Raw genomic sequence first — 13,796 nt, 5'->3', positions numbered from 1 at the left:
TATGGCAATTCTGCGACGCCTGGCAGTGCGTAAACAACGGGCCAACGAAGTGCTGGTGCGACTCAAACGGCGGTATCCCGATGCCACCTGCACCCTGAACTACCAGACGCCCGTGCAACTGCTCGTGGCCACCATTCTCTCGGCTCAGTGCACCGATGAGCGGGTGAATCAGGTGACGCCGGCGCTGTTTGCCCGGTTTCCCGACGCCCAAGCTCTAGCGAATGCCGATATTCACGAATTAGAGACCCTGATCAAACCCACCGGTTTTTACCGCAACAAGGCTCGCCATATCCAGGGTGCCTGTCGCAAGATTGTCCAAGAATTTGGGGGACAGGTGCCCAAAAGTATGGAGCAACTGCTCACGCTGCCAGGGGTCGCCCGCAAGACCGCCAATGTGGTGCTGGCCCATGCCTACGGGATTAATGCCGGCGTCACGGTGGACACCCATGTCAAGCGCGTGTCGCGTCGCTTGGGTTTGACCGACCACACCGACCCCCTGCGCATCGAGCGGGACTTGATTGAACTCATTCCCCAACCTGATTGGGAAAACTGGTCTATCCGGTTGATCTACCACGGGCGCGACACCTGCACGGCTCGCCACCCCAAATGCCATGCGTGTTTGCTTGCCGATATTTGTCCTTCCCGGGATGCATTGGTGGCGGCGTCAAACGGAGTACATCCATCCCCTAAGATGATAAAGTAGCGGCGATAACCATCTGGGATGTGGTGAAAACCCCCTTTAACCTAGCAGCCATTGACGTCGGCACCAATTCCATCCACATGGTGGTGGTGCAGATTCAGCCCCACCTGCCCGCTTTTACCGTCATTGCGCGCGAGAAGGAAACCGTCCGGCTGGGGGAGCGATGTCCGGATACCGGGAATTTGACACCGGGTGCGATGCAGCGGGCCATCCAAGCGCTGAAACGATACCGTACTCTGGCGCAAACCCACCAGGCTGAAGCCATCCTTGCTGTAGCCACCAGTGCCGTCCGTGAAGCTCCCAATGGTCACGAATTTCTACAGCGAGTCGCCGACGAAACCGGGCTAAGTGTAGATTTAATCTCCGGCACCGAAGAGGCCCGCTGCATTTACCTGGGCGTCTTGTCGGGGATGGAACTCAATGGTCAACCCCACGTCATCATTGACATTGGCGGTGGGTCAACCGAGTTAATCCTGGGCGACGGGGGCGAACCGCAGTACCTAAGCAGTACGAAAGTCGGGGCAGTGCGCCTAACCCAGGAAATGATCACCACCGATCCCATCAGCAACGCCGAATACAACTGGTTGCGGGCCTATTTACAGGGGATGCTAGAGTGGCCCACCCAGGACATCCGACGGTTATTGGGGCGGCGGCGCGTGCCGATGATTGGGACGTCGGGAACCATTGAAGCCCTGTTTTTGTTGCAAGCGCACTTAAACAATTCCCCGCCACCTCAGCCGCTCCAAGGTCAACGATTAAGTCGCAGTCAGGTCCAAAACCTGGTGCAAAAACTGCGCAGCTTGAACGACCAGCAACGGCGCGACCAGCTCAATATCCCCCCCAAACGGTCAGAAATCATCCTGGCTGGCGCCATGATTCTGCAAGAAGCCATGCATTTGCTGGATTGCGAACTAATTATTTTTTGCGAGCGGGCGCTGCGCGAAGGATTGATTGTGAATTGGATGCTCAACCACGGGCTGATTGCCGACCGCCTGCGGTATCAAAGCTCCGTGCGCCAACGCAGTGTGTACAAACTCGCCGATAAATATCAAGTGCGTTTGGACCATGCGCAACAAGTCGCGTCCTTGGCCTTGCAATTATTTGACCAAACCCAGGGGCGATTGCATCCAGGCGACCCCTTGGAGCGAGAGTACCTATGGGCTGCGGCCATGTTGCACAACTGCGGCCATTTCATCAGCCACGACGCCCACCACAAACACTCCTATTACCTGATTCGCTACGGGGAATTGCTGGGCTATACGGAAAATGAAATTGCCGTCATCGCCAACATTGCCCGTTATCATCGCAAGAGTCCCCCGAAGCGTAAACACGAAAATTATAGTCAACTGGACAAATCTAGCCGAGCCATGATTGAGCGACTGAGTGCATTTTTGCGCATTGCGGTGGCCCTAGACCGACGGCAAATTGGAGCGATTCAACACCTGGAGTGTAAGATTGATCCCCCCGATTTTCATCTCTATCTCTACCCCCAAGACCCCAACGATGATTGCGCGTTGGAGTTGTGGAATTTGAGCTACAAAAAAACCTGGTTTGAATCTTTGTTTGGTTTGCAGGTGCAGGCCCATTTGGCTCCAGCCAGCAAGGTCTCAACAGCCGCCTTGGTCGCCCAGTCTTAAACGCTTAATCTCTCGTTACACTGCTCAAACGGATGCCTACAATAGGGGCGTCGGGGTGACAAAAGGAATCCACTACCATGACGGCGCGGAATTCCTTACCTTTGGCGGCGGGGAGCGGTTCGTTAACCCTGGTGTCCATAGTCGTCACTTTGAGCTTGTTGGCCGGGATGGTCTTGGTCCTGAGCCTGGCGGTGTCGCTCATCATCGACAGCAGCTATCTGGGGCTGGGGTTACTGGCATCAGATAGTCCTGTTATTGTAATGGTTAAAATAGGGGGTAGTTAGATTTGGGCGAAGCCATGAGTATAATTACTTGCCCCCGTCGCCAGTCTTAAAAGATTGTGAAGTATGGTCGTATCTCAATTGCCGCCATCTCACGGGTGACTAGCATTTCACAATCTTGGCTGTATAAATACATCAGAAATGATGGATATTCAGCCCCGCAACGATGAAGAGATACAGCTGGAATGCGACGAGATAGGGTCGTTTTGCGGCTCGAAAAAGCATCTCCAGTGGCTCTGGGTAGTTCTCGAGAGGAAGACACGTATGATTGTAGCCGCCTGTGTGGGAGACAGAAGCATAGAGACAGCAAAAAAGTTATGGGAGAGAGTGCCGATTATTTGACGAAAACGGGCAAAATTTTATACTGATTCTTGGCCAGTTTATCGGAAGGTGATTCCAAAGTCTCAACACGTCGCCAGTACCAAAGGGAGTGATAGGACGTCATTAATTGAGCGCTTCAACAACACGCTTCGACAGCGAGTGAGTCGCCTGACTAGGAGAACTCTGTCCTTTTCTAAAAACCTAGAAAATCGGCATTATATTCAACTATAATGCATCACTACCTACATAGCACTGCCTCAATACCTTGTTTTACAAAGCTGTCCGGTATACCCCAAGTCCCATTCTAAAATAGGATGCTATGTCTCCTGAAATGTAGAGTCGCGTCAGACGTGGCGGGTAGCGAGCGATTGTCCCACAATGAAAAAGGGCAGCGCTCAAGGGTAAGCATATGAGTCAGCCATACCCCCGTATTACCGTGTGGACGATGGTGCGCTTGGGTCTCTTCCAGGCCGGTTTGGGGATGATGTCGGTGCTCATGCTGGGAATTCTCAACCGGGTGATGATCAGCGAGTTGGCGATTCCGCCGTTGGTGGCCGCAGGAGTCATTGCTATGCACCAGTTGGTGGCGCCGGCGCGGGTGTGGTTTGGTCAATTGTCCGATGCCCATCCCATCGCAGGCACCCATCGCACGGGGTATGTGTGGCTGGGGGCGGCGACCTTTGCGTTTTTGGCCTGGAGCGTCGTGCAAATGACTTGGCAGGCAGCAGCGCAGATGCAAGCGGGCTGGACATGGGTGACTTGGGCGTGGGTGGCGCTGCTGGGATTGGGGTTTGCCCTGTACGGGTTGGCGGTAAGCGCCAGTTCGACTCCTTTTGCGGCGTTGCTGGTGGATATTTCTGATGAAGATAATCGCTCTCAGATTGTCGGGGTGGTCTGGTCATTGCTGATGGTAGGGATTATTGCCGGGGCGATTACGGGGAGCGGGTTACTCAGGCAGGTGGAATTGGATGCCGCGCCGGACGTGATACGGGCGAGTATGAACCGGTTGTTCACCATCGTGCCGCTGGCGGTATTTGGACTGGCAGTGGTCTCGACCGCAGGAATTGAAGGCAAATTTTCTCGCTATCGGCAACGGTCGCGGGTGGCGGAACGAGAAGACCAGATTACCCTGGGGCGAGCGCTGCGGATTCTGACGGCCAGTCCCCAGACGGGCTTGTTTTTCACCTTCCTGCTGTGCATGACGCTGGGGTTGTTTATGCAGGAGCCGGTGCTGGAACCCTATGGCGGCACCATTTTTAACATGCCGATTGCCCAGACGACGCGGTTGAATGCCTACTTTGGGGTGGGAACGTTGCTGGGGCTGGTGTTGACCGGGTTTGTCATTGTGCCGCGCCTGGGGAAACGACCGACGACGGTGCTGGGCTGTGTCCTTTCGGCGCTGGCGTTTATGGGGATCATGCTGGCGGGGTGGCTTGGTCAGGCGGGTTTGTTTACGGTCATGGTGCTGGCATTCGGGATTGCTTCCGGCGTCACCACCACCGGCGCCTTGACGTTGATGCTGGATTTGACGCTGGCGGAAACGGCGGGGACGTTCATCGGGGCGTGGGGGCTGGCGCAAGCGCTGGCGCGGGCCTTGTCCACCCTGTGCGGCGGCGGGTTGCTAGAACTGGGGACGCGCTGGTTTGGGGCGGAAAGTTTTTGGGCCTATGTGCCGGTATTCGGGACGCAGGTGTTGCTGTTGGGGTTGGCAGCGCTGTTGTTGCGGGCGGTGGATGTGAAAGCCTTTGCGGAACGAACCCAGGTGAGGTTGCAGGAAATCCTGGCGGAAGAATTTGAGTTGGAGTAAATGGCGGCATCCCGTATGATCCCAGGGAAGTGGCGCGGGAAACGACGTTGACAACCGGTATTGACCAGCCGCTGGTATCGGTGCGGGGGCTATGGGTGGCCTACCCTCAGGGCGACTGGGTGTTGCGGGCGATTGACTTGGACCTAGCGCCAGGGGAACGCCTAGGGTTAGTGGGGGAATCAGGTTCCGGGAAATCAACTTTGGGACGGGCACTCATTCGCCTGTTGCCGCCGGGGAGCCGGGTGCAAGGGCATCTCCAAATTGCAGGTGTGGATGTGGCCACGCTGCCAGCTCAGCAGTTGCGGCGCCTGCGGGGGGAACTGGTGGGGTTTGTGTTCCAAGACCCAATGACCCGGCTGAATCCCGTGATGACGGTGGGGGAGCATGTACGGGAGACCTTGCGGGCGCACCGGCAAGTGGGAGCCAAACAGGCAGAAGCGGAAGGATTGGCGATGTTGGAAGCGGTGCAATTGCCGCGCCGGTGCTGGGGACAATATCCGCACCAGTTGTCTGGGGGCATGCGGCAACGGGTGGGCATTGCGCTGGCGCTACTACTGCGGCCCCGTCTCGTCATTGCCGATGAACCCACGACCGCTTTGGATGTGACGGTCGCCCAGGAAATCTTGGAACTGCTGGTGCGTCTAGCGCCGGGTTTGATTCTGATTTCCCACGACCTGCACTGGGTCCGTCGCTATTGTCAACGGGTGGCGGTGATGCACCGGGGGGAAATCGTGGAACAGGGGGACGCCGATGCAGTGCTCGACCGGCCCCAGCATCCCTACACCCAGGCGCTGCGCGATGCGGCCATCACCCATAGCTGGACGATTCCCCCGTTGCCCGACCAGTCGCCCTGTTTAACCCTGCGCCACATCGGGCATGAGTACCCCTTGCCGCCCCGGCATCTGGGTCAGGTGTTGGGCCTGCAACCACCGCCCCGGCTGCGGGTGTTGGATGGGATTGACTTGGAGGTACGACCTGGCGAAACGCTGGGGTTGGTGGGGGAATCGGGTTCGGGCAAGAGCACCTGCGCCCGTATCATTCTCAAGCTTCTCCAGCCCACCCAGGGGTGTGTGTACTGGCAAGGGCAGGAGTTGACGTCCCTGAGCCTGCGGCAATTTCGTCCCTACCGCCGCCAGTTGCAGATCATTTTCCAAGACCCCTGCGCCTGCCTGAATCCCCTGCTTACGGTGGAGCAAATCCTGCAAGAACCTTTGCGCATCCATCGCTTGGCCCAGGGGCGCAAAGCCCGGCAACTCCTCGTGGAAGCCCTCGCGCAGGTGGGTTTGCCAGTGGACTTGCTTTCGCGTTACCCCCACCAACTGTCCGGCGGTCAACAACAGCGAGTGGCCATCGCGCGGGCATTACTGGTGCGGCCCCAGGTGCTGGTTTGCGATGAGCCGGTGAGCATGTTAGATGCCCAAGTGCAGGCGCAGATTCTAGAACTACTGGCCCGCCTGCGTCAGGAATTGGGGTTAACGCTGCTGTTTATCACCCACGACCTGCGGGTGGCGCGTCAGTTTTGCCATACCGTGGCCGTGTTGCAACAGGGACGCATTGTGGAATACGGGCCGGCGCGGGACGTGCTGACCCATCCCCAGCATCCCTACACCCAAGCGCTACTGGCGGCCAGCGGGTTGTGACGGGGGAATCCCTTCCAGGACAATCAAACGCTCGATGACCGCCTTGACCACCGGCGCTGCCACGGTGGAACCAAACGCATTGGCCGTCTGGGGTTCATCCACCACTGCCAGCACCACGTATGCGGGTTTGGGGACTGGAAACAGCGCCACAAAACTGGTAATTTTGCCGCTGCGGTAACCGCCGATGCCAGCTTTTTGGGCCGTGCCCGTCTTTCCTCCTAACCGGTAACGCGGGATACGCGCGGGTTTGCCCGTCCCCCGTTCTACCACCCGTTCCAACATGCGTACAACCGCATCACAGGTGGTTTGGGAAAACACTCGCACCGGCTGGGGACGTGGTAGGGGTGTCAATTCGTGGGTTTGGGGGTTCCACAGGCCAGCGACCACGTGGGGTTGCACCAGCCAGCCGCCGTTGCCAATGGCAGCGTACAGTTGCGCCAGTTTCAAGGGCGTCAGCGCCAACCCCTGGCCAAAGGATGCTGTCGCTGCTTCCACTGGATAGTTGACAAACTCTTCCCGCGATTTCAGGCTAGTGGGGCTGATGAAGGGTAAATCAGTCGCCAGTTCGTCCCCCAGACCCAACCGGCGCAGGGCTTGGTAATAATCCGCGCGGGGCAATTGGTCCATCAGGCGCACCATCCCCACGTTGCTGGATTGCTCCAGGATTTCGCTCACCGTCAGACTGCCGCCGGCACCCACCTGGTCAAAGTTGAAGTTTTGGATGGGCCAGCCCCCCACGATGATCCGCCCGGGGTCATAAAACACCTGGTCGGGACGCACCCGCTGGCTCTCTAGGGCAATCGCCACATTAATCGGCTTGAAGGTGGAACCTGGTTCGTACAAATCGGTAACCGCCCAGTTTTTGAAGCGCTCCAGGGGAAATCGGTAAAAGGTATTGGGGTCGTAGCCGGGTTCCACCACTAGCGCCCGGATCGCTCCGTCTTGGACCCGCAGGACTATCACCGCGCCCCGTTGCGCCTGGAATTTCGCAAGCGCCCGTTGGAGTTGCTCCTGGGCCGCCTGCTGGAGCCGTACATCAATCGTCAACTGCAACTGGCGCGGGTCGTCCAGCAACCAACTGGCGGGCAAGGTCGTGCTCTGGTAATGGCCCCGCCCATCATGGGCTAACACAGCCGGCGCAGCTGCCTGTCGCAACAGGGCTTCTTGGCTCAGTTCCACGCCCGCCTGGCCCCGGTGTTCCTGGTTGACATAGCCCACGACTTCCGCCGCCACCCGCCGCTGGGGATACACCCGCTGGAACCCCGCCACCAACTCCAAGCCGTCCAGGTGCAATCGCTCAATCTGCTGGGCCACTGGTGGCAACAATCCCCTTGCCAAGGGAATCCCGCTCGGCGCCCGTTGCAATTCCCGCTGGAGATCAGCCGCAGGCCGGTTCAGGAGCGGCGCCAGTGCTTGGGCAATCTGGGAAGTGGGTCGCTTAAATAGGCGGGGATGGGCATAGAGTTCGTACACCGGCTGGTCTACCGCCAGCACTACCCCTTGGGCATCAATCACCGGGCGACGGGGCAACGGCTGACGCACCAAGGCTTTCTGTTGTTGAGCCGCCTGCTCCCGTAGCCATGCCGCCTGAATGACTTGCAGATACACCAATCGCGCCGCCAAGCCCAGTGCTCCCAAGCTTAACCCCAGCCAGACCAGCCGCAGGCGAAAGCGTTGCCGGGCCAAATGCACCCGCACTTGACTGGGACGCAGGGGAGCGGTCGCCACGCTCAGTAGCCCTCCACTGGCCAAGGACGCGCAGATGGCTTCGGCAACGGACGCGGGGGACGTGCTGGCGCCGGTGTAATAAATACGGTCTGGGCAGGGGTTGGAACAATTGTGCCTGGTCTGGGTGATTGCCGGAGATGGTGTTGCAAGGTGGCCGTTGCCGCCATGAGTTCCTGGCGTTGCTGGCGCAATCTCAAGAGGTAGTCGTACTGTTTTTGCCAGCGCCTTTCCACCCCGACCGTTGCCGCATACAGGAAGAGCGTAGCGCCGCTCAGTAAGACGACAATTCCCTGGGTGACGCGACAGACCCGGCGCAGGACGAGGGACGACCTGCTCTTGCGGGGGAGATGGACAACTGTTTCGGAGTGAGGGCGAAGGTCGGGGAACGCCGAGCGTGCGGGTAGAGCCATGGTTCACTCCTTCAGGATGTGCCGTTGTCGTTGGGAATCTGGTTCAATGCCAAGAGCCGGCCAGACCGTGAGTTCCCCGGTTCCAGTGTAAGCGATGGGTCAAACCTATGAAAAGTCAAGAGGGTTCAGGTGGTCAGGGTTTCATTGGAAAGTCATCTTCCCGCTAGAGCGGGCGGTGCAGGGGTTGGTCCTATGACTAAAATTACGAAACTTGACATAAGCATAAGAATAGTTTCATTGACCAAAGATTGTAGATTTTCGATTGCACTCACCTGTAACTTACGCACCTTTTGCTTAATCAATCGGATTCAAATCTGGTGAATATCTAGGCAAATATATTAGCTCGCATCCAACCGTCTCACGAAGTGTCAGTTGAAAATCGGCATAGTTTACCAGGCCCAATCGCTGGTAGTAACTACTCACGCAACCAAGTTAAAGCTCCCTATCCACGTTAATGGCTCGATTAACCACTCATCATACTCACTCTTTCACATATCCCACCCGCCTTTTTCCCATAAACCCTTTTCTCTTTCATAGACTGCTCACTAGTCTATCCCCGCTTGGATATTTACATCCTTCATTCTCTCCAGGCACGCCTGCCGCTCCTGCTCATCTTGCTCTTGGTAGGATTAAGCGCCCTACAAATCGTCATACTATGGCTAAGCACAGAATGTTTGACATGGGTGACGGCTGAAATCCCTGAGCTGCCAACCCTAATTCCTGTCTGTCCGCGACAAACTGACTGTTTTTAGCTATAGCCGCCGTTTCCTTCTGGGTCAGACTGGGGTTTGCCTCAACAAACTTGCGAAATTCATCGAAGTCTTTAATCTTATGACTATGCCCCTTTTGGTAAACAATCACCGGTTTCAGACCATTGTTTAAGCCAGCGTTGTAACGTGCGATACCCAATGTTGAGCATCTGGCTGACTTCAATAAGCGTCGCGCTCCCCGCAACTGCTTCAATGGCTTTCTGACATAAATCTGTGCTGTATAGACATCGCTCCGTAACCGCTCAGCCTTATTCTAAGCCAGACTAAATGTTTCTAGCTATATCAACCGGAGTTGCGCCCCAAAAGCTAGATATACATCATCCGTGAACAGCGCTTGAAAATTGAGTGACCCCCTCAGGAAAACCCTACTTGCCGGAAGCCATCCAAAGGGGTTACAAGCAGGCCCTGAGACGAGAAACATCCCGCGACCCCGAAACCCTACCAAATACTAGAAGCAATGATCGAGAGACCCAAAGACTGCCTGACCAGGTCCTGACGAGCAATTGCGATGAAAGGAGTTGCAGGGTCCAGTCCCGTCCTTGGGTTCTTCTCCGTGCTCTTCCTGCAAACTCAAGGCATTTTGCCCCAATCAAAACTATGAATAAAATATGAATTCAATATGAATAAAATATGATGCTTCGCAGACCCCTATCTAGTTGCATTCGTTGTTGTCCTTTTCTAAAATAGAGTCTGGTTGAGGTAATGACTAATCATGCATTCTCATGGACTGGCGCGTATTTTTGGTTGTATTTAGTACGGTTTTTTTTGCTGAGTTGGGTGACAAAACTCAGTTGGCGACGGTGTTGTTTGCGGCAGAACGAACGGCCAGCAAATGGTTAGTCTTCAGTGGCGCGGCGTTGGCTTTGGTTCTTACATCAGGTCTAGGAGTTCTATTCGGCGAGAGCTTGACCCACGTTGTGCATCCTAAATTCCTGCACTATCTTGCAGGGGCTGGTTTTATTGTCATTGGTTTCTTGACGTTACTCAAGGCCTAAGGCGACGACGATTGCCCTACTATAGATGAAGTCTTAAGCGCCAGGTGATTCCATGCGGCTGGCACGGTGGGGTGTCGGAGTCATGGTGTTGGTTGCGGGTTGTCAGCTTGGGACACGCTGGCAACTGGTAGAGGGTAATGGGTTTCAGGTGCGCTTGCCGGGGAAACCCCAGTATGAGGAGCGGCAACTGGAAACGCCTGTCGGGGACGTGAAAACTCAGGCGTGGGAGGTAAACCGCCCCCAGGGGTCCTACGCGCTCATCTTGACGGACTATAACCAGCCAGTGGCGCGTTTGGTGGACTCCCCGCTGATGTGGGCGCAACTCAAGGCGCAGGCGCAACAGCGGGTGCAGGGGCAAGTGACCCGGGAACGCGCAATCCAGCTAGGGCCATATCCAGGGCGAGAAATCACTCTAAGCGTTCCTCCCGAACGGCTCAAGGGCGGCGGCATTGCCCAAATGCGGTTTTATTTTGTGGGGCAACGGGTTTACGGGCTTTACGCGATTGTGCCCCAGAACCATCAAGGAGATTTACCCCAATTTTTCGATTCGTTTCAGGTCACCGGGACGACCCCAACGAACTGAAGGGGATGGATTACAGTAGTGATCAGTCACATAGGAGGCCGTCGTGACCCGTCGCCTATGGCTGGAAACCGCTGAATACGCCTTGGTATTGGGGTCGTTGGTGGGCACTGTGGTGGCGGCGGTTTCCCAACAAATGCTGGCGGCGGTTGTGCCCCTGTCTTTGGCTTTGGTCATCAATCTTCTCCAGCGCACCCAGCTAGCGACCCATCACCAACAGCTCCTGCTCCAAACCCTGGAAAACCTGCACCAGCGCTACGGCACCGACCTTAAATTTTTGCGGCGGCGGTTGCAGGAATTGGCTCTGCTCCCCGAATCGGTCAACCTAGCTCCTGTGCAACAGGCGCTCCAGGACCTGCAACAGGCGTTGGGGCGTTTGCAGGGGGAAATGCATCAACGGTTGACCCCGGTTGAACATCTCACGCTCGACCCCCTTTATCAGCAATTGCAACAACTGCAAGCGCAATACCGGCTCCTGGGCAACGGACTTCAGGACTTGGCCCAGCAGGTTGCCCAGTTGCCCCCAGCACAGCGAGTTCATCGTCTTGAACAGGGGTTCGAGCAACTGCAACGGCAAACCGCCCAACTGCAGGTCACTGTCCAGCAACTGCGGCAAATGCCCGTTGTGAACCTGCAACCTCTGGAGGCTCAGATTCAATTCTTGAGCCAGCAAGTGACCGCGCCCCAGACCTTGCAAGCCCAAATTGACGCCCTGGAAACCGCAACCCAACGGCTCCAGACCGCTGTGCAACAACTGGGCGAAGAAGTCGCCAGCGCCAAACAAGTCCAAGTCAACCTGGGCCGTTTGGAGCAGGAGGTGCAGCGTCAAAGTCAACTAGCGCCCCTGGTGCAACAACTGCGCCAAGACTTGGAGCAGGTGGCGACCCAAACCCAAAAGCAACAGCAGCTCGCCCAGACCCTGGCTCAAGAACTGGCGCAACTCCAAACCTGGCAGAGCCGGTGGACCGCCTGGGAGCGCCAGGCCGAGCTGGTGCAACAACTCCAGCAAAAGGTGCAAACGCTCCAGCAACAGGCCGAGGGCTACCTGCACCGCGCCGCCTTGCTCCCGCTCGTGACCGCTGTGGAACGCCTGCACCGACGACAAACCCAGCAGCAACAGCAATTGGAACCTTTGAGCGCCACCTTAACCACGCTGCAGACTGAACTTGCCCAACTGCAAAGCACCCTTCCCGACCCAACCGTTTTGGCGTCCCTGCAAACCGCCCTGGACCAGCTCCGGCAGCAAATGGAACAGGCGCAGCAGGCCCAGGCTGAGCAACTGACGCAGGTGAAAACCGAACTAACCCAGGTCCAAACCCAACTCCGGGATTTGCCCCAACTCCAGCAGCAACTGAGCGACATCACCCAATTGGTGGTGCAAATTGACCACAGTCACGGGGATTTGCGGGAATACGCCCAGACCCTGGCCACGCGGCAAAGTCAAATGGAACAGCAGTGGCGGGACACCCAAACCCAACTCCAGCAGGTGCCGCAACAGGTGGCCGACGCCGTGCAAACCTGGGCGGAAACCCTCAACCAGCACCTGCGCCAGATTCCCCACTACCGGTACGAGCTAGTGACCGACCGGTTTGGGGTGCGGGAGGTTCTCCAGCAGGCGCTCGGGCAAACCACCCAGGAACTGATCATCGTCTCCCCTTGGCTCAGCCAGCAGGTGATTGACCGCGGGTTTATCCAGGCGCTACGGGATTTGCTCAGCCGCGGGGTGCAGGTATCCATCGGCTGGGGCGATGCCCAGGACCTCAAGAACCAGGAACTCAAGCGCAATGCCCGCAACCAGTGGCGGGACGGCCCTGGCCGCTTCTCGTGGAAATACAACGCCCTGGCAGATTTGGAACAACTGGAGCGGGAGTTTCCTGAGCGGTTTCATCTCAAACTCATTGGCACCCAGGAGCACTACCTGGTCAGCGACGACCGCCTGGCGCTGTTGGGGAGTCATGCCCTGCTGGGGGGCAACCATGCCAGCCGCGAAATCAGCCTGAAAACCAATGACCCCCACCTGTGCCAAGACCTGCGCCGGCGATTTCACCGCGCCATCAACTTGGACGAAATGCCTTGGTAATCATGCGCGCCAGCGCCGTTCCACCATCGCGCAGATATTGGCAAACAATTGCCGCGCCACCTGGGTCATCCGGGGGGATTCTTCATCCATTTTCGCCACCAGCGCCTGCGCGCCTGTTGCCCCCATGGCCTGGATGAAATCATCGGCATAATCCGGCAGGCGACACCAATCTCGCACCGTTGCCGCGTCCGCCTCCAGGTGAAACTGCAACCCGAGCGCCCAGTCCCCCACGCTGAACGCCTGCACCTGGCACAGGTCTGACGAGGCGAGCCGTTTCGCTTGTGGGGGTAACGCTTGCACCTCTTGCCCGTGCCAGTGGAGCGCCACAAACGGCGTGGGCAATCCCCGCAGCAAGGGATGGTCCTGGGCGCAGGGCGTCAGGTACACTGGTGTCAACCCCACCTCGGGCCGGGGCATCGCCCCTACACGACCACCCAACGCTTCAGCCAACAACTGCGCCCCCAGACACACGCCGATGTAGGGAATTTGATAGTCCTGCACCACCTGGCGAATCCACCGTTTTTCCCCAACTAGCCAGGGGTATTCTGCTTCCTGGTCCACGTTCATCGGGCCGCCCATCACCCACACCGCCTGGTAGCCCACCGGCGACGGCAACGGTTCACCTTGACCCAGTTCCACCACCTCAACCGCAATCCCCGCCTCAGCACACCAAGGCGCAATCAGACCCAACCCCTCCTCCGGCACGTGCTTGACCACCAAAAATCGCATGGGTTTCCCTAGCACCGAACACCAAATACCTTACTTGGCCTATGGTGACCCAGGTGAGAGCCATTCATCTGTATTTGCGCGAACGAAATGGGGCAAGCTGTCGCCAGGTCGAGGCGTC

General features: G+C 57.4%; 11 protein-coding genes. 8 read left to right on the top strand and 3 right to left on the bottom strand.

Annotation, left to right across the window (positions count from 1 at the left end):
* Position 1 precedes the first annotated feature (1 nt).
* From nth to NZ705_04725, 5 genes are all read left to right on the top strand, one after another.
* The gene (gene nth / locus NZ705_04745) at positions 2-703 is read left to right on the top strand and encodes an endonuclease III (GenBank protein MCS7292268.1); all 702 of its coding nucleotides are present in this window, start codon (positions 2-4) and stop codon (positions 701-703) included.
* A 20-nt stretch (positions 704-723) separates the two neighbouring features.
* A complete protein-coding gene (locus NZ705_04740) occupies positions 724-2,337 on the top strand; it encodes a Ppx/GppA family phosphatase (protein ID MCS7292267.1) in 1,614 nt (537 codons plus the stop codon).
* Positions 2,338-2,414: 77 nt separating this feature from the next.
* Positions 2,415-2,621: a hypothetical protein gene (locus NZ705_04735; protein ID MCS7292266.1), complete on the top strand. Its 207-nt coding sequence runs from the start codon at positions 2,415-2,417 to the stop codon at positions 2,619-2,621.
* A gap of 727 nt (positions 2,622-3,348) precedes the next feature.
* Positions 3,349-4,746 (top strand): BCD family MFS transporter, encoded by a 1,398-nt coding sequence (locus NZ705_04730; GenBank protein MCS7292265.1) that lies wholly within the window; start codon positions 3,349-3,351, stop codon positions 4,744-4,746.
* Between the two features lie 29 nt (positions 4,747-4,775).
* Positions 4,776-6,386 carry an ABC transporter ATP-binding protein gene (locus tag NZ705_04725; GenBank protein ID MCS7292264.1) on the top strand — a complete coding sequence of 537 codons (1,611 nt, stop codon included), beginning with the start codon at positions 4,776-4,778 and terminating at the stop codon, positions 6,384-6,386.
* On the opposite strand, the gene NZ705_04720 is transcribed toward NZ705_04725, so the two are convergent.
* Both NZ705_04720 and NZ705_04715 read right to left on the bottom strand, forming a co-directional pair.
* Positions 6,363-8,114, bottom strand: a complete 1,752-nt coding sequence (locus tag NZ705_04720) for a penicillin-binding protein 2 (GenBank protein ID MCS7292263.1) — start codon at positions 8,112-8,114, stop codon at positions 6,363-6,365. The two genes, NZ705_04725 and NZ705_04720, sit on opposite strands and share 24 nt — an antisense overlap.
* A 2-nt stretch (positions 8,115-8,116) precedes the next feature.
* On the bottom strand, positions 8,117-8,524 hold the full coding sequence (locus NZ705_04715; GenBank protein MCS7292262.1) for a hypothetical protein: 408 nt from the start codon (positions 8,522-8,524) through the stop codon (positions 8,117-8,119).
* 1,492 nt (positions 8,525-10,016) lie between these two features.
* Here NZ705_04715 and NZ705_04710 point away from each other — a divergent pair.
* The 3 genes from NZ705_04710 to NZ705_04700 are packed head-to-tail and all read left to right on the top strand — an operon-like array spanning position 10,017 to position 12,949.
* Complete coding sequence (locus NZ705_04710; protein ID MCS7292261.1) at positions 10,017-10,289, top strand: TMEM165/GDT1 family protein; 273 nt, start codon at positions 10,017-10,019, stop codon at positions 10,287-10,289.
* Positions 10,290-10,341: 52 nt separating this feature from the next.
* The gene (locus NZ705_04705; GenBank protein MCS7292260.1) at positions 10,342-10,872 is read left to right on the top strand and encodes a hypothetical protein; all 531 of its coding nucleotides are present in this window, start codon (positions 10,342-10,344) and stop codon (positions 10,870-10,872) included.
* Positions 10,873-10,915: 43 nt separating this feature from the next.
* Positions 10,916-12,949 (top strand): hypothetical protein, encoded by a 2,034-nt coding sequence (locus tag NZ705_04700; GenBank protein ID MCS7292259.1) that lies wholly within the window; start codon positions 10,916-10,918, stop codon positions 12,947-12,949.
* On the opposite strand, the gene NZ705_04695 is transcribed toward NZ705_04700, so the two are convergent.
* A complete protein-coding gene (locus NZ705_04695; GenBank protein ID MCS7292258.1) occupies positions 12,950-13,678 on the bottom strand; it encodes a type 1 glutamine amidotransferase in 729 nt (242 codons plus the stop codon).
* Positions 13,679-13,796: the final 118 nt, after the last annotated feature.

The organism is Gloeomargarita sp. SKYB120 (assembly GCA_025062155.1).
Lineage (GTDB): Bacteria > Cyanobacteriota > Cyanobacteriia > Gloeomargaritales > Gloeomargaritaceae > Gloeomargarita.
This window is presented reverse-complemented; position numbering and strand designations above follow the sequence as displayed.

Excerpts from the sequence above, each read along its gene's own strand:
- NZ705_04730 (MCS7292265.1), top strand. The coding sequence starts at position 3,349 with ATGAGTCAGCCATACCCCCGTATTACCGTGTGGACGATGGTGCGCTTG.
- NZ705_04705 (MCS7292260.1), top strand. The coding sequence starts at position 10,342 with ATGCGGCTGGCACGGTGGGGTGTCGGAGTCATGGTGTTGGTTGCGGGT.
- NZ705_04695 (MCS7292258.1), bottom strand. The coding sequence starts at position 13,678 with ATGCGATTTTTGGTGGTCAAGCACGTGCCGGAGGAGGGGTTGGGTCTG.
- NZ705_04735 (MCS7292266.1), top strand. The coding sequence starts at position 2,415 with ATGACGGCGCGGAATTCCTTACCTTTGGCGGCGGGGAGCGGTTCGTTA.
- NZ705_04715 (MCS7292262.1), bottom strand. The coding sequence starts at position 8,524 with ATGGCTCTACCCGCACGCTCGGCGTTCCCCGACCTTCGCCCTCACTCC.
- nth (MCS7292268.1), top strand. The coding sequence starts at position 2 with ATGGCAATTCTGCGACGCCTGGCAGTGCGTAAACAACGGGCCAACGAA.
- NZ705_04710 (MCS7292261.1), top strand. The coding sequence starts at position 10,017 with ATGGACTGGCGCGTATTTTTGGTTGTATTTAGTACGGTTTTTTTTGCT.